Origin of the sequence: Bradyrhizobium sp. Rc2d (assembly GCF_900099855.1) — a bacterium.
Lineage (GTDB): Bacteria > Pseudomonadota > Alphaproteobacteria > Rhizobiales > Xanthobacteraceae > Bradyrhizobium.
The window spans coordinates 47,218-70,808 of record NZ_FNCU01000031.1 but is presented as its reverse complement, the minus strand read 5'-3'; the positions used below and the strand labels follow the sequence as shown (position 1 = coordinate 70,808).

Annotated in this window: 24 protein-coding genes; 12 read left to right on the top strand and 12 right to left on the bottom strand. The window is 63.8% G+C overall.

The features are described from left to right. Positions 1-148: 148 nt before the first annotated feature. Positions 149-2,395 carry a GumC family protein gene (locus BLV07_RS30465; RefSeq protein ID WP_091893322.1) on the bottom strand — a complete coding sequence of 749 codons (2,247 nt, stop codon included), beginning with the start codon at positions 2,393-2,395 and terminating at the stop codon, positions 149-151. A gap of 203 nt (positions 2,396-2,598) precedes the next feature. Between BLV07_RS30465 and BLV07_RS30460 the strand changes: the two genes are divergently transcribed. The 3 genes from BLV07_RS30460 (at position 2,599) to BLV07_RS30450 (ending at position 6,822) form a co-directional block, all read left to right on the top strand. Next, positions 2,599-3,732: a glycosyltransferase family 4 protein gene (locus BLV07_RS30460; protein ID WP_091893386.1), complete on the top strand. Its 1,134-nt coding sequence runs from the start codon at positions 2,599-2,601 to the stop codon at positions 3,730-3,732. 118 nt (positions 3,733-3,850) lie between these two features. Further along, positions 3,851-5,401, top strand: a complete 1,551-nt coding sequence (locus tag BLV07_RS30455; RefSeq protein ID WP_091893320.1) for an undecaprenyl-phosphate glucose phosphotransferase — start codon at positions 3,851-3,853, stop codon at positions 5,399-5,401. A gap of 167 nt (positions 5,402-5,568) precedes the next feature. Continuing rightward, the gene (locus BLV07_RS30450) at positions 5,569-6,822 is read left to right on the top strand and encodes an O-antigen ligase family protein (protein ID WP_176945863.1); all 1,254 of its coding nucleotides are present in this window, start codon (positions 5,569-5,571) and stop codon (positions 6,820-6,822) included. Here the strand turns inward: BLV07_RS30450 and BLV07_RS30445 are convergent. Beyond that, complete coding sequence (locus BLV07_RS30445) at positions 6,797-7,267, bottom strand: MarR family transcriptional regulator (RefSeq protein WP_176945866.1); 471 nt, start codon at positions 7,265-7,267, stop codon at positions 6,797-6,799. The genes BLV07_RS30450 and BLV07_RS30445 overlap by 26 nt on opposite strands. 148 nt (positions 7,268-7,415) lie before the next feature. Here BLV07_RS30445 and BLV07_RS30440 point away from each other — a divergent pair, with 148 nt between their 5' ends. Further along, complete coding sequence (locus BLV07_RS30440) at positions 7,416-8,612, top strand: FAD-dependent monooxygenase (protein WP_091893313.1); 1,197 nt, start codon at positions 7,416-7,418, stop codon at positions 8,610-8,612. 276 nt (positions 8,613-8,888) lie between these two features. Here BLV07_RS30440 and BLV07_RS30435 read toward each other — a convergent pair whose 3' ends face one another. The 3 genes from BLV07_RS30435 to BLV07_RS30425 are packed head-to-tail and all read right to left on the bottom strand — an operon-like array spanning position 8,889 to position 11,682. Then, entirely contained in the window at positions 8,889-10,067 is a 1,179-nt protein-coding gene (locus BLV07_RS30435; RefSeq protein ID WP_091893311.1) for a saccharopine dehydrogenase family protein, read from the bottom strand. 9 nt (positions 10,068-10,076) lie between these two features. Continuing rightward, positions 10,077-10,859 carry a DUF169 domain-containing protein gene (locus BLV07_RS30430; protein WP_091893310.1) on the bottom strand — a complete coding sequence of 261 codons (783 nt, stop codon included), beginning with the start codon at positions 10,857-10,859 and terminating at the stop codon, positions 10,077-10,079. Positions 10,860-10,914: 55 nt separating this feature from the next. Beyond that, positions 10,915-11,682 carry a YdcF family protein gene (locus BLV07_RS30425; protein ID WP_176945865.1) on the bottom strand — a complete coding sequence of 256 codons (768 nt, stop codon included), beginning with the start codon at positions 11,680-11,682 and terminating at the stop codon, positions 10,915-10,917. Between the two features lie 168 nt (positions 11,683-11,850). Here BLV07_RS30425 and BLV07_RS30420 point away from each other — a divergent pair, with 168 nt between their 5' ends. The 3 genes from BLV07_RS30420 (at position 11,851) to BLV07_RS30410 (ending at position 13,767) form a co-directional block, all read left to right on the top strand. Beyond that, positions 11,851-12,792 (top strand): acetamidase/formamidase family protein, encoded by a 942-nt coding sequence (locus BLV07_RS30420; RefSeq protein WP_091893307.1) that lies wholly within the window; start codon positions 11,851-11,853, stop codon positions 12,790-12,792. 199 nt (positions 12,793-12,991) lie between these two features. Then, positions 12,992-13,189, top strand: a complete 198-nt coding sequence (locus tag BLV07_RS30415; RefSeq protein WP_007603456.1) for a hypothetical protein — start codon at positions 12,992-12,994, stop codon at positions 13,187-13,189. Between the two features lie 74 nt (positions 13,190-13,263). Continuing rightward, positions 13,264-13,767 (top strand): GcrA family cell cycle regulator, encoded by a 504-nt coding sequence (locus BLV07_RS30410; RefSeq protein WP_091893305.1) that lies wholly within the window; start codon positions 13,264-13,266, stop codon positions 13,765-13,767. Positions 13,768-14,031: 264 nt separating this feature from the next. On the opposite strand, the gene BLV07_RS30405 is transcribed toward BLV07_RS30410, so the two are convergent. Continuing rightward, complete coding sequence (locus BLV07_RS30405; RefSeq protein ID WP_091893303.1) at positions 14,032-15,555, bottom strand: porin; 1,524 nt, start codon at positions 15,553-15,555, stop codon at positions 14,032-14,034. A gap of 407 nt (positions 15,556-15,962) precedes the next feature. On the opposite strand from BLV07_RS30405, the gene BLV07_RS30400 reads away from it, so the two are divergent. Beyond that, on the top strand, positions 15,963-16,469 hold the full coding sequence (locus BLV07_RS30400; protein WP_164935046.1) for a MarR family winged helix-turn-helix transcriptional regulator: 507 nt from the start codon (positions 15,963-15,965) through the stop codon (positions 16,467-16,469). Positions 16,470-16,484: 15 nt separating this feature from the next. On the opposite strand, the gene BLV07_RS30395 is transcribed toward BLV07_RS30400, so the two are convergent. Then, positions 16,485-17,597: an alpha/beta hydrolase family protein gene (locus BLV07_RS30395; RefSeq protein WP_091893299.1), complete on the bottom strand. Its 1,113-nt coding sequence runs from the start codon at positions 17,595-17,597 to the stop codon at positions 16,485-16,487. A gap of 259 nt (positions 17,598-17,856) precedes the next feature. Beyond that, a complete protein-coding gene (locus BLV07_RS30390; protein ID WP_091893382.1) occupies positions 17,857-18,828 on the bottom strand; it encodes an SDR family NAD(P)-dependent oxidoreductase in 972 nt (323 codons plus the stop codon). Positions 18,829-19,248: 420 nt separating this feature from the next. On the opposite strand from BLV07_RS30390, the gene BLV07_RS30385 reads away from it, so the two are divergent. Continuing rightward, the gene (locus BLV07_RS30385; RefSeq protein WP_091893297.1) at positions 19,249-19,488 is read left to right on the top strand and encodes a hypothetical protein; all 240 of its coding nucleotides are present in this window, start codon (positions 19,249-19,251) and stop codon (positions 19,486-19,488) included. A gap of 122 nt (positions 19,489-19,610) precedes the next feature. On the opposite strand, the gene BLV07_RS30380 is transcribed toward BLV07_RS30385, so the two are convergent. Next, the gene (locus tag BLV07_RS30380; RefSeq protein ID WP_091893295.1) at positions 19,611-20,576 is read right to left on the bottom strand and encodes an alpha/beta hydrolase; all 966 of its coding nucleotides are present in this window, start codon (positions 20,574-20,576) and stop codon (positions 19,611-19,613) included. Between the two features lie 121 nt (positions 20,577-20,697). On the opposite strand from BLV07_RS30380, the gene BLV07_RS30375 reads away from it, so the two are divergent. The 3 genes from BLV07_RS30375 (at position 20,698) to BLV07_RS30365 (ending at position 22,630) form a co-directional block, all read left to right on the top strand. After that, a complete protein-coding gene (locus BLV07_RS30375) occupies positions 20,698-21,330 on the top strand; it encodes a TetR/AcrR family transcriptional regulator (RefSeq protein WP_143035531.1) in 633 nt (210 codons plus the stop codon). A 375-nt stretch (positions 21,331-21,705) separates the two neighbouring features. Then, entirely contained in the window at positions 21,706-22,236 is a 531-nt protein-coding gene (locus BLV07_RS30370; protein WP_244551247.1) for a septal ring lytic transglycosylase RlpA family protein, read from the top strand. Between the two features lie 184 nt (positions 22,237-22,420). Beyond that, positions 22,421-22,630, top strand: a complete 210-nt coding sequence (locus BLV07_RS30365; protein WP_091893378.1) for a PRC-barrel domain-containing protein — start codon at positions 22,421-22,423, stop codon at positions 22,628-22,630. A gap of 127 nt (positions 22,631-22,757) precedes the next feature. On the opposite strand, the gene BLV07_RS30360 is transcribed toward BLV07_RS30365, so the two are convergent. The 3 genes from BLV07_RS30360 to BLV07_RS47845 form a co-directional block, all read right to left on the bottom strand. Next, positions 22,758-22,976 (bottom strand): hypothetical protein, encoded by a 219-nt coding sequence (locus BLV07_RS30360; protein ID WP_143035530.1) that lies wholly within the window; start codon positions 22,974-22,976, stop codon positions 22,758-22,760. A gap of 165 nt (positions 22,977-23,141) precedes the next feature. Then, a complete protein-coding gene (locus tag BLV07_RS47850) occupies positions 23,142-23,312 on the bottom strand; it encodes a hypothetical protein (RefSeq protein ID WP_176945862.1) in 171 nt (56 codons plus the stop codon). A gap of 109 nt (positions 23,313-23,421) precedes the next feature. Further along, positions 23,422-23,586, bottom strand: coding sequence for a hypothetical protein (locus BLV07_RS47845; RefSeq protein ID WP_176945861.1), 165 nt, complete (start codon positions 23,584-23,586; stop codon positions 23,422-23,424). Positions 23,587-23,591 lie beyond the last annotated feature (5 nt).

Genomic DNA, 23,591 nt, shown 5'->3' with positions numbered 1-23,591 from the left:
CCTGCTCCCGCAAAGGAAAGTATCGTAGGGTGGGCAAAGCGAAGCGTGCCCACCACTTCTGTTGCGGTATTGGATCGACGGTGGGCACGGCGCAAGCGCGCCTTTGCCCACCCTACGATTCCGAGCGCGCGGAGAGAGAAAGAAAAGCCTACGCCGCCACGACGCGCGGCGCCTGCATCGCATCCGTCGGCTGCACCGGCTTGCTCAGCATCGTCACGTCGCTGAAGCCGACGGCGCTCAGCTGCTCGCACATCAGCGTGCGCGCATCCGGCGCCATCGACGCCTCAGGCACCACGACGGCTCGGGCATGGGTCGTCAGCAATTCCGCCGGCAGGTCGGAGGCGCTGCCGGCATCCAGCAGCACGTGGTCGTAAGCGCGGAGCAGCGCATCGATCGCGAGCGTCACCCGCGGCGACTGCAGCAAGCTGCGATCGAAGCCGGGGCGGCCGGCCAGGACCAGATGCAGCCGCGACAGCTTGTCCCGGGTGATGATTTGCGCGAAAGACGCTTCGCCCTGCATCAGCTCGGTAAGGCCAGGCGCAGAGGCATCGACAGCCACCGCGGCAATGGTCGGCGAGGACGCGGCGAGATCGACCACGACGACACGTGCGTCACGCGCGAGATGCCGGGCGAGCGTCAGCGCCGAGAGCGTGATCGATGTGCCGGCCGCGGTGCCCAGCACCGTGATCTTCTTCGCCGCCGCGCCCGCTGCGCGCAGGCGCTCGGCCAGCTGCTCGATCTCGGCGAGTTCGGTGATGTCGGCCTCAGCCGTCATCGCTGGTTGAAGCGGCCCGGGCTCGTCGACGACCGGATCGACCATCGGCTCGACCACCGGCTCATGACGCAGCGTAGCCCGCGACGGGAGGACCGCAGCTACCGCGCGCGGCGCGGTCTGGCGCAACAGCTCGCCGGTGACGACGACACCGGACGACAGCAGCAGCGTCGCGATCGTCGCGATCAGCACGATCGGCAGCTTCTTCGGATAGGCCGGCGTGTTCGAGACGATGCCGCGCGAAATGATGCGGCCATCCGTCGGCGCGGTATCGATGGTCTCGCGAGTGTTGGCCTCGCGGTACTTGGCGAGATAGGTTTCCAAGAGGTCGCGCTGCGCCTTGGCTTCGCGCTCCAGCGCGCGGAGCTGCACGTCCTGGCCGTTGGTGGATGCAGCCTGCTTCTTGAGCTGCTCGAGACTCGCCGTCAGCCCGTCGACCCGGCCGCTGGCGATTCGAGCGTCGTTTTCGAGCGAACGCGAAATCTTGCCGGCCTCGTCGCGGATCTGGTTGTCGAGATCGCCAAGCTGCGCCTTCAACTCCTTGATCCGCGGGTGATTGCCGAGCAGCGTGGACGACTGCTCGGCAAGCTGCGCACGCAGCGTCACCCGCTGCTCCGACAGCCGCCGCATCAATTCGGAGTTCACCACCTCCGATGCCTCGATCGGCTTTCCGCTCTGGAGCATTTCGCGGATCAGACGCGCCTTGGATTCTGCGTCGGCCTTGATCGAGCGTGCGTTGTTGAGCTGGGTATTGATCTCGCCCATCTGCTGGTTCGACAGTGTGGTGTTGTTGGTGCCGACGAACAGGCTCGACTTGGAACGAAAATCCTCGACCCTGGCCTCGGCGTCGGAGACCTTCTTGCGCAAAGTCTCGATCTCGCCCGCGAGCCACTGGCTGGCGTTCTTGGCCTGCTCCTGGCGTACACCTTGCTGGAGCACGAGATAGCCGTCGGCAATAGAGTTGGCGACACGCGCGGCGAGCTCGGGATCGGCGGACTGGAATTCGACCACGATCACGCGCGACTTGTCGACGGCGTAAGCCTGGAGGCGCTCGTAATAGGCATCCAGCACGCGCTCTTCCGGCGTCATCGAGAACGGATCGCGGCCGATGCCGACCAGTGCCGCCAGCGATTTCAGCGGCGAGATGCCTTGCAGCACCGGATCGAATTCAGGCCGCTCCGCGAGCTTGTTCTTCTTGATGATCTCGCGCGCGAGATCGCGCGACAGCACGAGCTGCACCTGGCTGGTGACGGCTTCGGCGTCGAGCGCCTGCCGCTCCTCGGTGCGATCGCTGTTCGGGCGCAGGAACACGTTCTCGCGTCCGTCGATCAGGATGCGGGCTTCGGACTTATAGCGCGGCGTGACGAGGTTGACGGTGGCGATGGATGCGACGAGCACCAGGACCGTCGGCACGACGATCCAGCCGCGCTTGCGCGCCAATGCCGCGCCGAGCGCATGCAAATCGATGTCGCCGGATTCGACTGGCGCCTGCTTCGCGACAACGGGCGCAGGCCCTGCTGCGATCTTGGCTTCGATCTTGGGCGCGGCTTCGGCTTTGGACCTCGAGACGGCCCGCTCGATCACAGCCTTGTCCTTGCCGGCACGCCAGAACGCTAAACGCATCGAACACTCCCGCAGGGCAACGCTGCGACTCTATCTCAACCGGAGCGATTACACTCCATTAAGGTTGCCGCTGGGTTAATCGCAACGTCCGGCGACCGGCGCACGCGCGCTAGTCACCGTTTGTTAACCACGAGGCCCCTTAATCCATCTCGATTATTTCGCGAGAATTGTTCGGTAGCCGCCGTCGAGCGCTGGTTTTGATCATGCCCCCCTCTCCCGACCGGCCGCTTCGCATTCTGCACGCCGTGCGCGCACCCGTTGGCGGCATCTTCCGCCATATCCTCGACGTCGCCAATGGCCAGGTCGACCGCGGCCATCATGTCGGCGTCCTCGCCGACAGCCTCACCGGCGGCGAGCGCGCCGACAAGGCGCTTGCTGAGCTCGCGCCGCGGCTGAAGCTCGGCGTGCACCGGCTCGCGATCCACCGCGAACCGTCACCTGGCGATGTTCTGGTGTGGCTTCGCATGCGGCGCCTGATCGCCACCCTCAAGCCCGACGTCATGCACGGCCACGGCGCCAAGGCCGGCGCCTTCATCCGCATGCGGCGGCGCTCGGACGACACCATCCGCATCTACACCCCGCATGGCGGCTCGCTGCACTATCCCCTCAACACCTTCAAGGGCGAGTTCTACGCGCGGCTCGAGCGCACGCTGATGGACGCGACCGACCTGTTTCTGTTCGAGAGCGCCTTTGCCCGCGACACCTATCAACGCATCGTCGGCACGCCCAAGGGTGTGGTCCATTGCGTCTTCAACGGTGTCACCCCGGAAGAGTTCGAGCCCGTCGTGATCGCCGACGATGCCACCGACCTCGCCTATGTCGGCGAGTTCAGGCACATCAAGGGCGCGGATCTGCTGGTCGATGCCGTGGCGCGCCTGCATGAGGGCGGCAAGAAGGTCACGCTGACGCTCGGCGGCGATGGCGAGGAAACCGCGGCGCTGAAGTCTCAGGTCGAGAGGCTCGGCCTTTCCACGGCCATCCGCTTCATCGGCCATGTCAAGGCGCGCTACGGCTTCTCCAAGGGGCGGTTGCTGGTCGTCCCCTCGCGCGGCGATTCCATGCCCTATGTCGTGATCGAAGCGGGTGCGGCCGGCATTCCCATGATCGCGTCCCGGATCGGCGGCATTCCCGAGATCTTCGGGGCTGAGAGTCCGGCCCTGTTCGCACCGAGCAATTCAGAGGCCATGGCCGAGGCGATCGCGGCCGCCCTCGACGATCCGCAAGCAACGGCGCAGCGCGCGGCCGCCTTGCGCGCGCGCATCTCGGCGCATTTTTCGCAAGCCGCGATGGTCGACGGCGTGCTCGCCGCCTATCGCGACGCATTTGCCGATCATTAACCATCCTTAAGCCCGCTTTAGAAAATCTTCCGATTTGTTCGATAATCGAAGGCCCAGGGGATGCTCGCCCGGGCGCGCAAGGCCGTGCCGCGGGGCTTTGGAATGGACGTGGACGCCCGTGGAACCGCTCAACGCACGCTCGATGCTCGATGCCGCGGCCAGCGCCGCGGCGACGCCCGCTGCCCAACCCTTTGTGGAGCGCCGCCGCCGGCTCTCGCCCGCTGCGCTCGAGGTCGTCAATCAGAAGGTCGCCCGCGCCTATTCGCCGATCGTGATCGCCGGCTTCGTCCGCCTGGCTGACTTCGCGCTGCTCAGCCTCGTCGGCATTGCGCTCTATGTCGGCTATGTCATGCCGCTCGCCGGTGCCTTCAGCTGGGTCTATCCTGCGGAGATCATCGCGGTGGCGGTCGCCGCCGTGGTCTGTTTCCAGGCCGCCGACATCTATCAGGTGCAGTTGTTCCGCGGGCAGCTCCGGCAGCTGACGCGGATGATCTCGTCCTGGTCGGTCGTCTTCCTGCTGTTCATCGGCATCTCGTTCTTCGCCAAGTTCGGCAGCGAAGTGTCGCGGCTGTGGCTTGCCGCCTTTTACTTCCTCGGGCTCGCCGCCCTCATGGCCGAGCGTCTCGTCCTGCGCTCGCTGGTGCGCGCCTGGGCGCGCGAGGGTCGGCTCGACCGCCGGACCATTATCGTCGGCTCCGACAGCAACGGCGAGCAGCTCGTCGAGGCGCTGAAGGCGCAGGAGGATTCCGACATCCACGTGCTCGGCGTATTCGACGACCGCAACGATAGCCGCGCGCTCGACACCTGCGCCGGCGCGCGCAAGCTCGGCAAGGTCGACGACATCGTCGAGTTCGCCCGCCGCACCCGCGTCGACCTCGTGCTGTTCGCATTGCCGATCTCGGCGGAGACGCGCATTCTGGAGATGCTGAAGAAGCTCTGGGTGCTGCCGGTCGACATTCGCCTCTCGGCGCACACCAACAAGCTGCGCTTCCGTCCCCGCTCCTATTCCTATCTCGGCGAGGTGCCGACGCTGGACGTGTTCGAGGCACCGATCACCGACTGGGATCTGGTGATGAAGTGGCTGTTCGATCGCATCGTCGGCAGCCTCGCGCTGCTCGCCGCCCTGCCGGTGATGGGATTGGTGGCGCTGGCGGTGAAGCTCGACAGCCCCGGCCCGGTGCTGTTCCGCCAGAAGCGTTTCGGCTTCAACAACGAACGGATCGACGTCTACAAGTTCCGCTCGATGTACCACCATCAGGCCGATCCGACCGCCTCGAAGGTCGTGACCAAGAACGATCCACGCGTCACCCGCGTCGGCCGCTTCATCCGCAAGACCAGCCTCGACGAGCTGCCGCAGCTCTTCAACGTGGTGCTCTCCGGCAATCTCTCGCTGGTCGGCCCGCGTCCGCATGCGGTGCAGGGCAAGCTCCAGAGCCGGCTGTTCGACGAAGCCGTCGACGGCTATTTCGCCCGCCACCGGGTCAAGCCCGGCATCACCGGCTGGGCCCAGATCAACGGCTGGCGCGGCGAGATCGACAATGAAGAGAAGATCCAGAAACGCGTCGAGTTCGACCTCTACTACATCGAGAACTGGTCGGTGCTATTCGACCTCTACATTCTCCTGAAGACGCCGATCTCGCTGCTGACCAAGAACGAGAACGCGTATTGAGGTTGCTACCCCCGAGCCACGCTGTCATCGCCCGGCTCGACCGGGCGATCCAGTAATCACCGGCAGCGAGAACTGCCACGAACGGCTCGGAGTACTGGATGCCCCGCTTTCGCGGAGCATGACAGCGGAAGTTGTGACGACGAGTAGCGTAAGCGTATGAGCGTGTGATGGCCTATGCGGCGATAGCCGGTGAAGTGAAATTAGCCGCACCGGCTGCGCCCGGCGTGCTGGCGCTGCAGCGCGCGCTGGTGTGGCTGGTCGGCGCGTCCGGCGCGATCGTGTTCATCGAGCCGAGCCCCTACGAGATCGCGACGCTGCTCGCGACCGTCGCCTTCTTCGCCACCGGCCTGCGGCTGAGGCTCGCGCTGATGCCGCTGCTAGCACTGCTGGTCCTGCTCAATGTCGGTTACACGATCAGCGCGATCCCGCTGTTCGAGCAGTCCGAGGTGGTGAGCTGGATCGCGACCTCCTGGTACATGGCGGTGACCGTGGTGTTCTTCGCGATGGTCACCTCGGAGGATACGGCGGCCCGGCTCGACATGCTCCGCCGCGGGCTCGTGGTCGGCGCCATGGTCGCCTCGCTATTGGCGGTCGCCGGCTACTTCCACCTGGTTCCCGGGGGCAACGACCTCCTCACGCTCTACGGACGCGCGCGCGGCACGTTCAAAGACCCGAACGTGCTCGGCGCCTTCCTGATCCTGCCGGCGCTGTTTGCGCTCCAGAGCGTGGTTTCGGACAAGCTGGGCAAGGCCTTCCGCAACGTCATCGCCTTCGGCATCATGTCGCTGGCGATCCTGCTCGCCTTCTCCCGTGCCGCCTGGGGCGGGCTGGTGCTGACCTCCGCCTTCATGCTGGCGCTGATGGTGCTGACCAGCCGCACCAACGCACAGCGCTCGCGCATCATCGTCATGGCGATCGTCGCCGCGGTGCTAGGGCTGGCGCTGATCGCAGCACTGCTGTCATTCGACTCCACTGCCGAGATGTTCAAGCAGCGCGCGAGCTTCGACCAGAGCTATGACGAGGGCCGCTTCGGCAGGTTCGGCCGCCACATCCTCGGTGCGGAGATGGCGCTCGACCTGCCGTTCGGCATCGGCCCCCTGCAATTCCACCGCTACTTCCCCGAGGACACCCACAACTCCTACCTCAACGCCTTCATGTCCGGCGGCTGGCTCTCCGGCGTATGCTATCCCGCGCTGGTCTTCACCACCCTCATCATGGGCTTCCGCCACGTCTTCGTCCGCGTGCCCTGGCAGCGCGCCTATCTCGCGATCTTTTCCGCCTTCGTCGGCACTGTCGGCGAAAGTTTTGTGATCGACACCGACCACTGGCGGCACTTCTGGATGATGCTGGGCGCGATGTGGGGCATGATCGCGGCCGCGCAGGTCTACAAGACGGCTAGCGACGAAGCTTCTTCAGCTTGAGAGAGGGCCGCTTTTCCGGCGGCGTGTCGAGCAGGCTCTTGAGCGCCTCTGTGGCTGCGAGCACGCCCTTGTAGCCATCATTGGCGAAGCGTAGCAGCAAGCGCAATTCCTCGTCGGTATAGCCGCCGAACACCTTCTCCATCGCTTGCTGCATCGGCACGTAGAACTGACCGATCTTCATCGCCGCGTCCGGCACGACCGCGATGAAAACCTTCCGGCGATCGGTCTCGTCCCGCTCGCGGCGCACCAGCCCTGCCTTTTCGAGCCGGTCCACCACGCCCGTGATCGCGCCCGTCGTGAGGCCCGTGACCTCGGCGAGCCGGCCCGCGGTGACGCGGCCTTCGAGATAGAGGATGTCCATGCATTCCAGGTCGGAATTGGCAATTCCGGCAACATTCGCAACGGTCTGGCCGTAGAGCACGCCCTGCGCGGACGACCTGCGCATCGCCGCCTCGAGCTCCTGCAACAACGCCGTGCGCGCCTTCGTCCTTGACAAGGTCGGCCTCTTCTCTTACTCGATTATATATCTTAGCCACTAAGAGATTTGGCGGCCGTAATTTCTCCTAGCACCACGGAAACCTCGGGAGCAAGCCATGTCCAGCCGTCCCCGCAAGGCCCTGATCATCGGCGCCGGCATCGCCGGGCCCGTGGCCGCCATCCTGCTGCGCCGCGCCGGCATCGAGTCCGCGATCTATGAGGCTTGGCCCTATTCGAAAGGCATCGGCGGCGGCCTCCAGATCGCGCCGAACGGCATGCACGTCATGGACGAGATCGGCCTCGCGAACGAACTGATCAGCCGCGGCTCGGTCGCGGAGGCCTTCGATTTCTATTCGCAAGGCGGCGAGAAGCTGGGCTCGATTAACCGCGACTTGGCGCGTCGCTTCGGCCAGCCGGCCGTGAACATCTGTCGCGCCACGCTGAACGAAATCCTGATCGACAAGGCCTGGTGTGCCTGCGTCTCGCTCTATTTCGAGAAGCGCCTGATCAAGATCGAGGACCGCGGCGACCAGCCGATCATCGCCTACTTCGCCGACGGCACCACGGCCGAAGGCGACTTCCTGATCGGCGCCGACGGCGTGCACTCGGTGGCGCGCCGTCAGGTGGTGCCGGACGGGCCGCAGCCGTTCAACACCGGACTGATCGGCTTCGGCGGCTTCGTCCCGCACGTGGTGCTCGACGGCAGGCCGATCGGCCGGCACGTCGAGACCACGTTCGGACAAAGCGGCTTCTTCGGTTACGGCTATTGCAGTTCCGATCCGAACGACGGCGTGATGTGGTGGAGCACGCAGCCGGCGCTCGGCATGGACGCCGCGATGTTCCGCGCGCTCGACCCAGCGACGCTGAAGCAGCATCTGCGCGGTTTCCACCGCGACTGGCACGATCCGATTCCCGACATCATCGAAGCAGCCGAGAACATCGTCGTCACCGACACGCTCGACGTCGCGACCTTACCGACCTGGTCGCGCAAGCGCTCGCTCTTGATCGGCGATGCCGCGCATGCGACCAGCCCCCATGCCGGCCAGGGCGCCTCGCTCGCGCTCGAGGACGCGATGCGGCTCGCGCGGCTGATGCAGGAAGGCCAGGAGCTCAGCGCCACCTTCCAGGCGTTCGAGGCCGAGCGGCGCCCGCGCACCGAAAAGATCGTCGCCATGGCCCGCCGCAACGGCAACAGCAAGCGCGAGTTCAGCGCGACCGGTGCGTGGATCAGAAATCAGATGCTGAAATGGCTCCTGCCGCTCGGCGCCAAGGGCATGGACTTCATGTATGCGTATGACGCGCGGGCGGTGTGACGGCGGACGCTGTCATGCCCCGCGAAGGCGGGCGGGGCATCCAGTACGCCGCGGCCTCTCGATTCAATCAATGCCTTCTCTGGAATACTGGATCGTCCGGTCAAGCCGGACGATGACACCGTCATTTGGGCGCGCACGTCGCGCTTAACTCTCTACCTAAAATGTCAGCTGCCGTAGGGTGGGCAAAGGCGCAAAGCGCCGTGCCCACCATCTCTCCGCAATATCGCTTCGTAGGTGGTGGGCACGCTCCGCTTTGCCCACCCTACGATACTGCGCCTAGGCTTCCACCCCGAACCTCAGCCCCGCGTTCTCGACCAGCCGCTTGATCAGCTTGTGCTGCATCGCTGCGCCCGGCGTCCAGAAGCCGGCCGGAACGTCGGCCGCATCGCGCAGCAAGCAGATCGCGCATTCGGAGATCATCTTCGAGGTGGAGCCGTAGCCGGGATCGCGATCGCCGGTGACGCCGGCGCGCACCTGGCGGCCGTCCGGTGCGATGGCAACATAGAGCAGATTGAAGAGACCGTTCTCGCGCTCCTCCTTCGATGGCCCCTCGCCCGGCTTCGGTGCGTTCGGGCCGGTCTTCTCGGCATTGGCCGCCATCACGCGCTTCGCGTTGGCCTCGCCCTTCTCGCCGGGACCGGTCAGAACCATCTCGTCGTAGACGAACTCCCTGCCGTAGGGAAAGCCCATCAGCATGTTGGAACGATGGACGTTGCGGGTGTTGATCAGCGCCATCATGAACGGTGCGGCCCAGGATTGCAGATCCTCCTCATAGGACGCCCTGTTGCCCTTCGGCTGCTTCGGACCGGTGAAGCCTGGCGTCAGCGCAAAATGGTCGTTGAGAATGGCGACAAGGCTGAGGTCCTTGGCAACCGCATCGAAGGTCGCTTTCGCACTCGCCGCGGTGCCGCCTGACAGCGTGCCGCGCATGTCGCGCACGCGGCCCTTCACGCGCGCTGCCGGCGCGCCGAACACGCGCTTGGCCTCTTCCTGCACAAAGAAGGTGCCAAGCTCGAACGGTACGGAATCATAGCCGCAGGAAAACACGATGCGCGCGCCGCTCGCCTTGGCCGCGGCATCGTACTTGTCGATCATCTGCCGCATCCAGACCGGCTCGCCGCAGAGATCGAAATAATCCGCACCCGCGGCGACGCAGGCCGCGAGCAAGCCCTCGCCATAGAATTGGTACGGACCGACCGTCGTGATTACCGACTTGGTCTGCGCCACCATCGCCTTCAGCGATGCAGGATCGGCCGCATCTGCCACGATCAGCGGCGTATCCGCTGGCGCGCCGATCGCCTCGCGCACGGACTTCAGCTTGTCGAGGCTGCGGCCCGCCATCGCCCATTTCAGCGCCTTGTCGTCCTTGTAATGCGCCGCCAGATATTCGGCGACGAGCTGGCCGGTGAAACCGGTCGCGCCATAGACCACGATGTCGAATTTCGCAGAGCTCATGATCGGCCTTTACTTTTTCGCGTAGCTCACGCCCATGCCGGCGCGGACGTCGCTTTGAATGCCATAGGGCGGGATCGGATAGCGCAGGCCGTTCTTGGCCAGCGCCTTCATGCCCTCAATCGCCTTCGCAAGATGCGCGGGCTTCAAGGCCATCAGCATCTCCTCGTCCGGCACGCCGCCATAGCGCCGTTCGGCATAGCATGGCAAGGACAGGCTGGGCTCGCCGGACTTGAGCGCCCGCCCCCAGGAATCCGCGCAAGCGGTCTCCCCGACCACGCCCCATTCGAACTTCTTGTAGCCGGTATATTGCAGCCCGTTGATCAGGATGATCATCTGCCCGGGCGTCGCATAGACGAGGCAGATGTCGGGCGGATCGAGCCGGCCGCTCGCCAGCGGACTGACGGCGAGCGCCTGATACTGCCCGAACGGCACAACGTCCAGCGCTTCCTGACGCTTGCGTGCATCTTCCGCCGTGCCGTGCCACACGCCGACGTAATTTTCGCCGGCGAGCCATTTTTCATCCTGCGGCGCAAGACCGATAACCGCGCGGCATTGCGCACCCACGAGATCGTCGGCCGTGATGCCGACGGTCCATCCCAGACGCGCGGCCATGCTGACGATCTGGTCGGTGGTGTGGATCGCGTTCGGCCGCCGGATTTTTGGGATCGCCTCCATGTCCGCGGCGCGCGCGAACAGTTTCATGCCGATCACCGTCGTCTTCAGCCGCAGCAGGCTGTTGAGATCGGCGACGAGGCCGGCAAGATCGATCCTGTCCGCACTCTGCTGTTGCATGGCGTCCTCCGAGCCGGCGATCGCGCGCCGTCTGTCTTGTTTTGCGGCTCTCGTTCTAGTCCTTGGTGGGTCCCGGAAGCAACTCGCCGGTCCTGCCCATCAGGCGGTAGGCCACGAGGCCGATCCACTCGCGCACGGCGACGTCAGTTCGGCCAAGGCCGTCCGCGCCCATCTTGGTGAAGGAGAAGAGATCGTCACGCCCGCCCATTCGCCAGTCCACCGGATAGGCTTCGACGTCAAATCCGGCCTTGCGGAAGATTCCCATCGAGCGCGGCATATGGAAGGCCGACGTCACCAGGAGCCAGCGCTCGCCTGGCTTCGGTGACACCAATTGCTTCGTGAAGATGGCATTCTCCCAGGTGTTGCGGGAGTCCCGCTCGAGGATCAGGCGTTCCTTCGCGATGCCGGTATTCTCCAGGACTGGCGCGGAATAATCTGCTTCCCTCGCGTTGGTCGAGACCAGGTTCGACGTGCCCCCGGTGAAGACGATGCGCGCATTGGGATAGCGGCGGGCAAGCTCGGCCGGCGCAAATAGACGATCGGCCGCGTGCGCGACGACTGACGTCCGATGCGCCGCCGACAGATCGGTGTCGACCGAGCCGCCGAGCACGATGATGCCATCGGGCGCACCGCGCGACGGATCCCACGGCGCAAAGCGCGACTCCAGCGGATAGATCAGGAGATTGCCCAGCGGCGAGAACGCCGCGAGCGCCAGCAGAACCAGCGTCGTCACGGCGAGCTTGCGGCCGAGCGCAGCAAAGCGCGTCGCCATCAGCACGACAGACAGGATTCCGAGCTCGGCCAGGAGATTGATCGGCAGCAGCGCGACGCCGAGGGTCTTGGAAAGAGCGAAAAACAGGGGAGCCTCGCTGAAATGATCGTGCCTGTCATGCGCGGGCTTGACCGGCCCGGCCTTCTTCAGAAATCTTCTTGAAAGAGGATCGATCGCCGGGTCAAGCCCGCGGCCGATGAAACCAACCGGACGCGGCAAATGACCCATCACCACCTGCATTCCAGCCCCGAAACCTGTCATTGGGGCTTCTTCGAAGCTGCGCTCAAGCCCGTCCTCACCGTCGCCAGCGGCGATGAGGTGACGGTCGACACCATCAGCGGCGGTCCGGACATGCTGCCCGACCGCAACAAGTTTCACATTCCGCCGGAGATGTTCGAGGTTCATGCCAGGAACGAGCGCATGCTACCCGGCCACATCCTCACCGGCCCCATCGCGGTCGAAGGCGCCGAGCCAGGCGACGTGCTCGCGGTCGAGATCCTCGACGTCCAGCTCCGGCAGGATTGGGGCTGGAACATGATCAAGCCGCTGTCCGGCACCCTGCCCGCCGATTTCCACGAGACGCGGATCCTGAACATCCCGCTCGACCGGTCGCGAATGGTCGGTCGCATGCCATGGGGCCTGGACCTGCCGCTCAAACCGTTCTTCGGCGTGATGGGCGTGTCGCCGCCACCTAGCTGGGGCCGCATCTCCTCGCTGATTCCGCGTGCGATGGGCGGCAATCTCGACAACAAGGAGTTAGGTGCGGGTGCGACGCTCTATTTGCCGGTGTTCGTGCCGGGCGCATTGTTCTCCTGCGGCGACGGCCACGGCGTGCAAGGCGACGGCGAGGTCTGCGTCACTGCGATCGAGACCGCACTCCGGGGCCGCTTCCGCCTGACGCTGCGCAAGGACCTCAAGTTCGACTATCCCCGCGCCGAGACGGCGACGCACTACATGACCATGGCGATGGACCCCGACCTCGACCAGTGCGTGGTGCGCGCGCTGCGCGACATGATCGCGCTGCTCGGCGAGACGCGAAACCTGTCGCGCGAGGACGCCTACACGCTGTGCAGCCTAGCCGCCGATCTGCGGGTGACGCAGACCGTCAACGGCGCCAAGGGCATCCATTGCATGATCGAAAAGGCGATCGTGCACGGCTGAGCCGGCCACCCTTCCCTGACGTGTCGATGCATCCCGCCGCCCGGCGTTCGGGCGGCGCGCCGCGCCATGCCCGAACTTCTCCAGCGATTCCAATGGGCTGGTGCACCGGTCTGGCCCGGATTTGACTTCCGCCCCCGAACCTAAATAGAGTCTTAATCGTTACTTTTATGTACCCGAGTAAGAGGCTAGCGTTCGGGCCATGGCCACCGAAAAAGCCGAGACTGACCGTATTCCCGTAACCTTGGCGCTCTCGACCATCACCTATCTGGAGAAACTGGTGAGACAGGGCACCCACGGCACCAGCGTCCCCGGCGTCGCCCGTACCTTGATCGAGGAAGGCATCCGTCTCGCCATCAAGGACGGGCTTTTGTCGATCCGCGACAATGGCAGGACGTGAGCGCGCGCCGGACGTGAGGCGGACCGATCTCGAGAGGCGGATGGCCGACATCTCGCAACCTGGGACCGTGACACATGCCTGCTGTTTCCCCGACTGCTTCACAGACTGCTTCACAGACTTGGACCGACGAACGCATTAAACTCTTGAAGCGGCATTTCGAGGCCGGCCTCTCCTGCCGCGAGATCGCCGCCGACATCGGCGTCAGCCGCAACGCCGTGATCGGCAAGCTGTCCCGATTAAACCTGACGCGGGGCCGGACGGCCGACGAGCGCAAGGTTCACGACAGGGGCTTTGCGCCGGCGCGCGCGACGAGGGCCGTGCCGCGGCTGCAATATGAGATGCTCGCCACGATTTACGGCGAGACCGACATGCCCGTGGTCGCAGGGCCGATCGATGAGGCCAACCGCTGCTCGCTGCTGGAGCTTTCCGAGAATTGCTGCCGCTGGCCGATCTCGACGCCGGGCGAAGACGATTTCTGCTTCTGCGGCAATGCTGCACCCGACGGCCAGTCCTACTGCGCCGGCCACAGCCGCCTCGCCTACCGGCCGAACTCGCGCAGCCGCGCCATGCGCGGCTGAAACAGCCATTCCCAAAACGAAAAACCTCCGGCGGGGCATCACCGGAGGTTTCTGGAGGCTTAGCGCGAAGCTAAGAGCCGCAACTTTCGTAATCGGCTGAGAACCAATATAGCTTAGTAACTCAGGTAAGTAAATAAGTCTGAGGACGATCGAATCGCATGGCTCGTCTTCATCGACTGCGTGTTTGCCGGATTTCCGAATTCCTCTCGTAACAAAAGCCCCGGCGGTTTCCCGCCGGGGCTGCTTCATGTCCGAAGAGCGCGCTTACCAGTTGCGCTGGGCGCGCAGCAGCAGGCTGTAGGTGTCCTGGTCCTTCAGCTCATACGTCGCCGCGGGCTTGGCGACACTCGTCAGCGCTCCGGTCGTGATCACGCCCGAATATTTCTGGTCGAGATGGCTGTAGGTGAAGTCGGCCGAGAACGTCAGGTTCTTCACCGGCGTCCAGCGGGTGATGACACCGACCTGGCCAATGTTGAAGTCCGGGTTGCAGGTGCCGGTCAGGGTCGCGAACGCGGCGCTGCCGCAGATCAGACCCTTCGCCGTGCCGCTGTGGTTGACCGCAGCCCACGCGCCGTAGAGCGCCGTGTTCCAGTAGGGGCTCCAGTTGTGGGTGTAGGCACCACGGAAGCCGTAGGTCTTGGTCAGCTCGAGGTTGCCGCCGGGGCCGAACACCGCGTCAGACACGCCGGCGAAGCCGATGCTCTGATACGCCGCATTCGAGCTGCCGAACATCGAGTAGCTGGTCGCAGCCAGCGACTGGAAGTTGTAGCGGCTCGCGCCTTCGGTGTAGACGCCCGACACGTTGATCACGTCACCTGCGCCGGTCGGAATGTTCTTGATCGACAGAGCGAGCTGGACGGCCCAGCCCCACTTGTCTTCCGGATGACCGGTGACTTCAGTGGCGCCGTAGTAGCCGACGTGATTGTCGTGCGCGGCGACCGACGCCTGGAACAGGCCCCAGGCCTGGTCGACACGGACGACGCCGACGATGTCGGGCGACCGGGTGCCGCCGATGTCGTTCGAGCCGTAAGCGCCGCCGAGGACGCCGGTGGTGCTCATGCCGGCCGTGTTCCAGATGTTGGTCGTGAAGAACTGAGTCTGGTCCTGCGCCGAGATCGTCGCCGACACGCCTTGGCCGAAATCAGCCGTGTAGGTGAACTGGGCGACGCCGTTGGTCGAGCCGCTGCCGCCGACCAGCTGGTCGAAGTTGTTGCCGGGATAATTGATCCAGGGCGCGTCGAACTGCGACACGGACTTACCCATGGTGAAGCCGGCGAATTGGATGAAGGCGTAGTAGACGCCGAGCGATCCGCCCGAGATGCCGCCGTCCGTCGGGTTGATGGTGGACGAGCCAGCAGTCGTGGCACTGTAGCCGGTCGCACCTGTGGCAGAGCCGGTGCCGACATAGCTGCCGGTCGTCCAGGTGAAGACCGCATCGAAATAGGTGCGGACCACGCCGTACTCAGTCGCGGTGCGCGTATCGATGTTGAGATCCTCACGAGCGCGCATCGAGTAGTAGTTCGTCAGGCGGTTGTTCGCCGCGAAGACGCCGTTGTACTGAGCGCTGTAGTTGCCGCCGGCATTGAGCGCCACTTCGGCACGCAGATAGCCGCCCAGCTTGATGCAGGTGTCGCTGCCCGGGATGTAGTAGAAACCCGCGCCATAGAGCGAACAGATCTTCACGTATTCGACCGCCTTGGCCTTGACCGGAAGATCGGCCGCATGGGCTCCACCTACGGCGATCAGACCCGCCGCAGTGCCGAGCAAAAGGCTCTTCACTACTTTCATTTAAAACCTCCAAGTTGCTCATTTTACGGAGACTGGACCGTGAGGCCCCCCAGGTCCCCGCCTCTTCAATCCGCTCGGCCGCTTCGCGCTTTCGGACGCACCCGCTTGCAACGCGAGGGACGTGAGCGAACCACCTGCAACGGGACGATCGAGTACCCCCCACCGTCGCCAGCCAATATGCCTACGCTGTTCCGCTAATCAAAATAGTTTATTTAGTCAGCTTTATTGTTTCGCTAAACCTGTGCCCCGCGCGCAACACCAGGGGTGAGCCAAATCTGCTGAGCTGATCATCTTTGTAGTTTTAGTGACGAAATTACCCTGCTCTGCACTTGCGTCAGGGCAGGCTTGCGTGGACTATGGCCTTCCACGAACACCGGCCTGAAGAATCAGTTCACGGGAGTGACGCTGTGTCCGCAACGAGGAAAGAGGGTGCGCGCCTGCGCTCCATCGGAAATCTGGATATCATCAGGCGCTTCACCTGGGAGATATCGTCGATCAACATGTACCTGGAGGAGCTGCGTCAGTTCTGGGCGAGGACGCTCGGCATCAGCGGCCCGCAATGGCTGATCCTGATGGCCATCTCCGACCTCGACAAGGACGACGGCATCCCGGTCAACGTCGTCTCCAAGCTCCTCCACGTCGATCCCTCGTTCGTCACAACCCAGTCCAAGCTGCTCGAGAAGAAGGGCCTGTTGCGCCGTCGTCCCTCGCCGACCGACGCCAGGGTGGTGCGGCTGTCCCTGACCGAGAAGACGCAGAAGCACCTGGCGAGCCTCAACGAGCAGTACAAGACCATCAAGGAATTCGTCTTCCAGGAGTTCGACGAGCACGAGCTCACCGAATTCACCGCCAAGCTCGCAATGCTGAAGTCCCGCCTCGAGAAGGCCTGCGTCCGCCTCACCCTCGACTTCTGACGCGCGCGCTTTAGATCAGATCCGCCCGGCCGCGCCGAGCCGCGATTCGAGCCAGTCGAAGATATATTCGTTGGCAAGGCTGGGATTGTCCGCATGCGCCTGCGCCGCGCCGGTCTCCGCCGCAGTGAACACCTTCAGCATCACGTCCGAGCTTCCGAGCCGGGATTTTTGGACGAGCTGACGGGCCCGATCGGCCTTGAGCCAGCCGTCCTCGCCGAGCGTGATCAGCACGGGGCAGTCGGCGCTGGAAGCCATCAGCGGGGCATGCGGCACCGGCACGATGCTGACGTCGCTCATCGCGAATCGGCTGGCAAAGAAAGCTCGCTCGTGCAGATCCCACAGCCCGCCGTCGCAGACGGCGGCGGCAAGCCGCGGCTCCTGCAACACCGCGCGCGCGACGAAGGAAGAGCCCCAGCCGTCCGCGACGATCGCGACGCGCCCGAAATCGACGTCGCTGCGCATCTCCAGATAGTCCATGACGCAGGGAATCGAGCTCTCGAGATCCCGGCGTCGCAGCAGCTCGTCGAGAAAATCGTCGCGCTGGTCGCCGAAGAGGTCCAGCGCCAGCATCGAGAATCCGCGCTCGCGCGCATGCGGCGCGAGCTTAAACAGAAACTCCTCCTTGCGGTGGCCGGGCTCGCCGATGCAGATCACGGTCGGCGCCCGCCCCCTTCCCGACGACGCAGGCAGGAAGTAGCCCTGCAGCGCATGTCCGTCGATCCAGGGGATGGTCACGACATCGCCGGCCGGGCCGCGCGCCGACAAATAGCGGCGGGCGCACTCCTGCATCGCGAGCACTGCGACCCAGCGGCGTTCGTCGGCCAAGTCGAGCGGCATTGCCGCTGCACCGTAGTAGTTCATCGCACGCAGCCAGTTGCGCTGTGCCGTCGCCATATGGCCTTCCACGAAGGCGGCCTCGGCGCGCTGGCGGTTGGCCTGCGCCAGCTTCTTCCACTCGCGATGCCAGGACTGATCGTTGCCCCGCTTCAGCTGCCGCGCGATCATCAGGCATTCGGCGATCGTGGCGCCGCCCTCCTGGGCCGCGGTGAGCAGCCGCGTGAATTCAGCGGAGATGTCCTCTCTCTCCGGGCAAAGGGTCCAGTCGTCGGAGAGGCATGCGGGTATCATCGGGAGCTACGCTCTATCGTCGCGTTACCCCTGATTGACTAGACTATTTTGGCTGGCCAACCAAGCTGGCGTGCGTCAAATGAGACCCGTTCAAGATCACCATCGCTTGAACGCACGGACGTGTCGCATGCGTGACATTCGAATTCGGCATAAGGCGCTGAACATCGGCAAAAAACTGGCAAGAGGTGGCACGCATTATCACCGGCGCACCTCTTGCCATGACGATTATCATACCTACATTCGCGCGCCTCTTGGGCGGTCAGCCAAGCCGCCAGCCGACCTCCTGCGTAAAACTTTCGTAGAAGGCGCGGTCGTAGGCCTGCTCCGGCGTGGCGCGCACGCGCTCATCGAGGCGCTTGGCGTCCTCGCCGACGAGAATGCGCCAACGCTCCGCCTTGACCCCATCGAGAATGATCTTCGCAGCCTCTGCCGCCGTCGTCGGCGCATCCTCCAGGAAGCTGCGGGCGCGCTCGGCAAACGCCGCCTGGATGTCATTGTCCGACATCTTGTCGGCATCCGGCACGCCGGCCGCGACCATGCGCTTGCGGGTCAGCGCGACCTCGTCGGCGTTGAGGCGGTCCGAGCCGTCACTGCTCTGCACCTTGCGCGAATTGGAGACGATCGAGGTGCCGATGTGACCGGGCATCACCACCGAGCATTTGACGTGCGGCGCGTGCAGGCGGAGGTCGTTGATCAGTGCTTCGGTAAATCCCTTCACCGCGAACTTCGCCGAGCTGTAGGCGGTGTGCGCCTGGTTCATGCCGATCGAGGCCCAGAAGCCGTTGACGCTCGCGGTGTTGACGATGTGGGCCTCGTCTGCCGCGACCAGCATCGGCAGGAAGGTGCGCACGCCGAGATAGACGCCGCCCCAGCAGACGTTGAAGGTGCGCTCCCACTGCTCGCGCGTGTTGGTGAACAGGCTGCCGCCGCCGCCGATGCCGGCATTGTTGAACAACAGATGGATCTTGTCCGTCTTCTGCTGCTCGGCGAGCTCGTCGCGAAAGCGCCTCAGATGATCCTCGATCGCGACGTCGGCGACATGCGTCGTGACGCGCAGGCCCTGCGGCAGCTTCTCGACCTCGCAGAGCCGCTTGGTCTCGGCCATCGCCGCTTCCGAGACGTCGCACATCGCGACGTTGCAGCCTTCGGCCACGAGCTGCCGCGCCAGCTCGCGCCCCATTCCCGTGCCGCCGCCGGTGATGACCGCGATCTTTCCTGCAAAATCCTTCATGGGACTTCGGTCCCTCCCCTTGTCGGTATGTTTCTTCGTCACAGCGTCGCTCACCGCAACGCGCGCGAAACTGTAGCAGCGCCGCATCCGCAGGTAAAAGCGGCGCCCAGCCATGTTCGCCATCAGTTATTTCGGCGGACGGACTATTCCGCCGCGTCGACGCGCGGCTGGCTCAGCGTGTCGGGCGCGCCTCGCGAAAGGCCGCCGCGTGGCGCTGGTCCCACAATCGGGGGATGACTGCCCCGGTCCCGTATTTGTCCGGCTTCGGGTTAGGGGGAATTTTTTTACAATCCGAATCGTCAAATGGATTCCGGACGCTGGGGCGATTCGGCCAGGCCAGCGTGTTGTTTGCGTGTCACAGGCTCTGGCACTCCGCTTGCATCCTCTTCGTGGTCAGAAACAACCGATGAGGTGACAGGAATGTTCGTGACCGTCGTTGCCGTGCTCTGCCGGCTAAGCGCAATCAGCTCAGGCAGTTGCGTCGAGGAAATCGTGACCGACAGCAACATGACGCCCGAGATGTCGATGATGCAATGCGCGATCGGCGCACAGGCCCCCTTGGCGAAATGGATGGGCGAGCATCCGATCTATCACGCCAATTGGCGCCTCGAGCGCTACAAATGCGTGCCGGGCCACTACGAGATCAAGGGCCACGCGTAGGCCCGTAGAACTACGACGTCGAGGAAACGCCCCGGAGGCGCGCCCATTCTCCCTCCGCATGGGCTCGATAGTGCCCCCCTCATTGGGCCGCCGCGCTCTGTGACAATGATCACGCCCTTCCTTTAAGCTACCGCGCGCAAAATGAGCGCACGCGCATGTCGCCCCTCCGGCGTCGGCATCAGCGCGTAATTGTGCGGTTGGTCACGGAGCAGGTGCAGCTCGACCGGCACACCCACCGCCCTCGCCCGCTCCGCAAGATCGACGCTGTCGGGATACAGAAGGTCGCGCGTGCCCGAGAAGATCGTCATCGGCGCGAGCGCGCGGAAAGCGCCATTGAGCGGGCTGACGAAGGGATGACCGACATCGAGCTCGCCGGCATAGAGCCGTCCCGCCTCGACGATGCCCGGAATGTCCTGAATGGGATCGCGAGCCGCAAGCGCCACCTGCTCCGGACGGCTGACCGTGGCATCGGCCGCTGGCGAGATCAGCACCAGGCGGGCCGGCTGCCGGTGCCCGCGATCGCGCAGCCACTGGCAGGCAGCGAACGCAAGACCCGCGCCGGCGGAATTGCCGACCACCGTGACCTTTGCGGACCCCGCGTCTTCCAGCAGCATGCGCAACAGCTCCGCCGTCGCCGGCACGATCTCCTTCGCGGTCGCGCGCGGCGCCAGCGGATAGATCGGCACGACGCAAACGACGCGCGCCTTGCGCGTCATCTGGCCGACGAAGCGCCAATGCGTAGGCACGATCTCGTTGATGAAGCCGCCGCCATGCAGGAACATGACGTGATTGCAGCCCTCATGGCCCGACGACGGCGCGGTGTAATACACGGGCCAGCCGCCCATCTTGGTCAACGTCACCTCGACGCCGCGGCCCAGTCCCGTCGGCTCATACGAGGCCGGCTGTAATGCGAGCTTCCGAACACGCGCCTGCACGGCCTCGGCTGAGGCAAGCTGCTGCTTGAACGGAAGCTGCCGCAGCAGCCCATTGAAGCAACGGCTCTGCAAGCTCGGCGCGGGATCGCCGCGGCGTAGCGCGCCGAAGTCAGGGCAAAACTGCAGGGACGACAACATCTTTGCGACGCTCATGGCCACCTCTCCGCCTGGCTTGATCTCTCAGGGCGACAAAGACGCTTGCCGACCCGCCGCCACTTGCGGCTATAATGCGAGCATTCGCTCGCTTTTCCTACTCGCATTCGGATTCGACACCATGGCGCGCAAACCGCCGACAAAACCCCGGAAAAATGCTTCTCAGGCGCGATCACGCGCCACCGTCGACGCACTGGTCGAGGCAACCGCTCGCATTCTGGTCCGTGAAGGCTTTGAGAAAGCGAGCACCAATCGCATCGCCGAAATCGCCGGCGTCAGCGTCGGCTCGCTCTACCAGTATTTTCCGAGCAAGGAGGCCCTCGTCGCGGCCGTGATCGAGCGTCACAACGAGGAGATCATGGGCCTCGTCCGCGCCGCGCTTGCCGAAGTTGCCGACCTGCCGATCGAGAATGCCGTGCGAAAACTCGTCACCGTCGCAATCGAAGCCCACCGCATCGACCCGAAACTGCACCGCGTTCTCGCCAAGCAGATCCCGCGCACCGGCCAGCTCAAAGACGTCGAAGCCTTCAACCGCGAGGTCCACACACTCGTGCGCGCCTATCTCGAAAGCCGCCGCAAGGAGATGCGCAAGATCGACCCGGCCCTGGCGACGTTCATCTGCGTCAGCGCGATCGAGGCGGTCGCGCACAACACCGTGCTGAACCAGGCCGAGATGCTGTCGGAGAAAATGGTGCGAACGCTGGTGGACGAGACGACAAGGATGGTGGTGGGGTATTTGCGACCAACCGCTTAGCAGTCGATATTGCCAGCGCTCATTGCTGGAGCGTCGACAAGGCCCAGAAGATTATCGATCTCTACCTTGCCCGACTGGGCGTTCTGGCAGCTAACGCAAAATGCGAAGCTCGAGCAGAGATCGAAGGACTACACTGTTGGAGTAAAAGCCAAGCAGCGGCTGCTGGACGCGGCAATCTCGTGCCTTTCGGCTTGCAGATCTACGACGTGATGCGCCGCAGCGAGACAACTGCTTGCTGCGCTGCGCCTAAGGCCTCTCGGAACTACGCATATAACCATCGGTATGCACTCACCTTTGTCTGCACGAGAATGCGTGTGCAGGAACACAGGCCGATGAGTTTGCATTGTCCATCAGTTTTCATGCGTGAGGCCGATCATGCAAATTCTTTGTAGAATGATCGCGATTGCAACAATCCCAGCTTGGATGGCGATCTACTCGACTCCTGCTGCCGCGCAAACCTTCGATGAGAGGTGGTTCATCATTCCAAAAGCTCAGGCGGAGCCAGCTCCTGAAGGGCTCGACCAGACAAAGAAGGACGAAACGCAAACGCCACCTTCGACCCCACAGCAAGCGCAACCTCTGATCCCGGAAGAGCCCTCGAAAGATCGTTTAGGAGCCCAATCTTCTAATCGAGTCTTTTCCGGCAAAGCCTCCTACTATTCTTATTTCAAAGGCAAGACAGCGAGCGGTTCATCGTTTGACCGTAATCGGCTAACAGCGGCGCACCGCCGCCTGCCTTTCGGCACCAAGTTGCGCGTCACTCACGGCAGCCGAAGCGTCATCGTCACAGTCAATGACCGCGGTCCGTTCGTCCGCAGCCGTGTCCTCGACCTTTCGCTGGCTGCAGCGCGCAGCTTGGGGATTACGGATCGTGGCGTGGCTCAGATTCGTGCCGAGGTGTTGTGAACACACAACCGGCGCCGAAGCGAACTTGCCTGCAATTAAAAGAACTCCGACGCTCCTGCGCCATCATTAGGCACGCCCGGCCGACATAGGCCATCCAGCCATCCATCCCTCGTGCGCCCATTCAGAAAGGAACGCAGCTCAGTCTCAGCGGTTTTGCTCGCATAGCCAGGACGAGATGCGGCAGATGCCCCGGGCTAAAGCTCACGCCTCTGCTATTCTACGCGAATATCACGAAGCCGAGACAGAATTGATCGGCAAGGCGGTGGTGCTCACGGACGGCACAGCAGGGACTGTCGAGGAATTGTACTTGGACGAAGCGCACGGCTTGCGTCTTTCCATTGCTGGCCATCCCGGAAAGTGGCCCGTGGCAACGATTAAGCTAGCGCAGAAGTGAAGGTGCCCATCTGCTTATGTGCGCTGATCGTCGTTCATGGCACGAGCAATTGGTGCTGCTGCGCTGTGGCAGGCGCTTCATCTGGCGCGGACGGCCGACGTGAGCGGAGGTAGCTGCGTTGTTCAACTCAAAAGGCGATCTTCTGCTCAGCCTCAAGGACGCGTTCGCGCAGTGCTTCCAATTCGGCAATCTGAGCAGCGAGCGCTTCGAAGCGGTGCCGAAGAACAGCGGCAGCGGTATCCGCTCGACCGCCGCGATTGCCCGCCTCGGGCAAGTTGGCCCATTCGACGGGAGTGGCCGATCGCATTGGCGTTGGGGAATTCTGGAAATGATGGAGACCAGTCATGGCCGGACCTTCCGAGCGGGCGCAAGGGAAATGGAGTAGGAAGGGCCGCGCCGCGCTTTTGTATAGTGAGGCAACAATTAAATCACGCGGCAACCAAAAAACATAAATTAAGTTAATTAAAATTAATCACGAATTATAACACTCGCGCCGGAGGCTTTATCGTGCCTAGTGCCTTTTCTCCGGTTCCTTCCAGTCTGCTCTCCGGCCGAGCTGATTAAGCCGCTCTTCAAGTTCGCGCTTTGCTGCGATCAGCTTGACAGTTAGGACCTGCCCCACGTCGGTGTGCAGCGCCCACAACTCATCAATGGACATTGCGTCAAGGTGATCTCGATCCATGCCACCCGGGTCCTTGCAGATTATCCCAAGATGCGTGGCTGAGGGAGATGCCCAGCGGTTCTAGGCTCCAAGCTCAAGCACGGGCACTGTTACAATTAAGGCCTCCATATTAAATAATATTAAATAAAAATATAATGTCAATTTTCTGATCGCCATCCGCAATCGCCATAAAAAGGGGCAGCAGAGTAACGCCGCCCCCAGTAGGCTCGGAGAAGCACCGCTCGCAGCCGCTGGCGGGCATCGCCGCGTGCACGGCGAAGGCCGCCGCCAGCACGGCGC

Coding starts and splice junctions, on each gene's coding strand:
- BLV07_RS30465 (WP_091893322.1), bottom strand. CDS start 2,395: ATGCGTTTAGCGTTCTGGCGTGCCGGCAAGGACAAGGCTGTGATCGAG.
- BLV07_RS30460 (WP_091893386.1), top strand. CDS start 2,599: ATGCCCCCCTCTCCCGACCGGCCGCTTCGCATTCTGCACGCCGTGCGC.
- BLV07_RS30450 (WP_176945863.1), top strand. CDS start 5,569: ATGGCCTATGCGGCGATAGCCGGTGAAGTGAAATTAGCCGCACCGGCT.
- BLV07_RS30445 (WP_176945866.1), bottom strand. CDS start 7,267: ATGCGCAGGTCGTCCGCGCAGGGCGTGCTCTACGGCCAGACCGTTGCG.
- BLV07_RS30440 (WP_091893313.1), top strand. CDS start 7,416: ATGTCCAGCCGTCCCCGCAAGGCCCTGATCATCGGCGCCGGCATCGCC.
- BLV07_RS30435 (WP_091893311.1), bottom strand. CDS start 10,067: ATGAGCTCTGCGAAATTCGACATCGTGGTCTATGGCGCGACCGGTTTC.
- BLV07_RS30430 (WP_091893310.1), bottom strand. CDS start 10,859: ATGCAACAGCAGAGTGCGGACAGGATCGATCTTGCCGGCCTCGTCGCC.
- BLV07_RS30420 (WP_091893307.1), top strand. CDS start 11,851: ATGACCCATCACCACCTGCATTCCAGCCCCGAAACCTGTCATTGGGGC.
- BLV07_RS30415 (WP_007603456.1), top strand. CDS start 12,992: ATGGCCACCGAAAAAGCCGAGACTGACCGTATTCCCGTAACCTTGGCG.
- BLV07_RS30410 (WP_091893305.1), top strand. CDS start 13,264: ATGCCTGCTGTTTCCCCGACTGCTTCACAGACTGCTTCACAGACTTGG.
- BLV07_RS30405 (WP_091893303.1), bottom strand. CDS start 15,555: ATGAAAGTAGTGAAGAGCCTTTTGCTCGGCACTGCGGCGGGTCTGATC.
- BLV07_RS30395 (WP_091893299.1), bottom strand. CDS start 17,597: ATGATACCCGCATGCCTCTCCGACGACTGGACCCTTTGCCCGGAGAGA.
- BLV07_RS30390 (WP_091893382.1), bottom strand. CDS start 18,828: ATGAAGGATTTTGCAGGAAAGATCGCGGTCATCACCGGCGGCGGCACG.
- BLV07_RS30385 (WP_091893297.1), top strand. CDS start 19,249: ATGTTCGTGACCGTCGTTGCCGTGCTCTGCCGGCTAAGCGCAATCAGC.
- BLV07_RS30380 (WP_091893295.1), bottom strand. CDS start 20,576: ATGAGCGTCGCAAAGATGTTGTCGTCCCTGCAGTTTTGCCCTGACTTC.
- BLV07_RS30375 (WP_143035531.1), top strand. CDS start 20,698: ATGGCGCGCAAACCGCCGACAAAACCCCGGAAAAATGCTTCTCAGGCG.
- BLV07_RS30370 (WP_244551247.1), top strand. CDS start 21,706: ATGCAAATTCTTTGTAGAATGATCGCGATTGCAACAATCCCAGCTTGG.
- BLV07_RS30365 (WP_091893378.1), top strand. CDS start 22,421: ATGCCCCGGGCTAAAGCTCACGCCTCTGCTATTCTACGCGAATATCAC.
- BLV07_RS30360 (WP_143035530.1), bottom strand. CDS start 22,976: ATGACTGGTCTCCATCATTTCCAGAATTCCCCAACGCCAATGCGATCG.
- BLV07_RS47850 (WP_176945862.1), bottom strand. CDS start 23,312: ATGGATCGAGATCACCTTGACGCAATGTCCATTGATGAGTTGTGGGCG.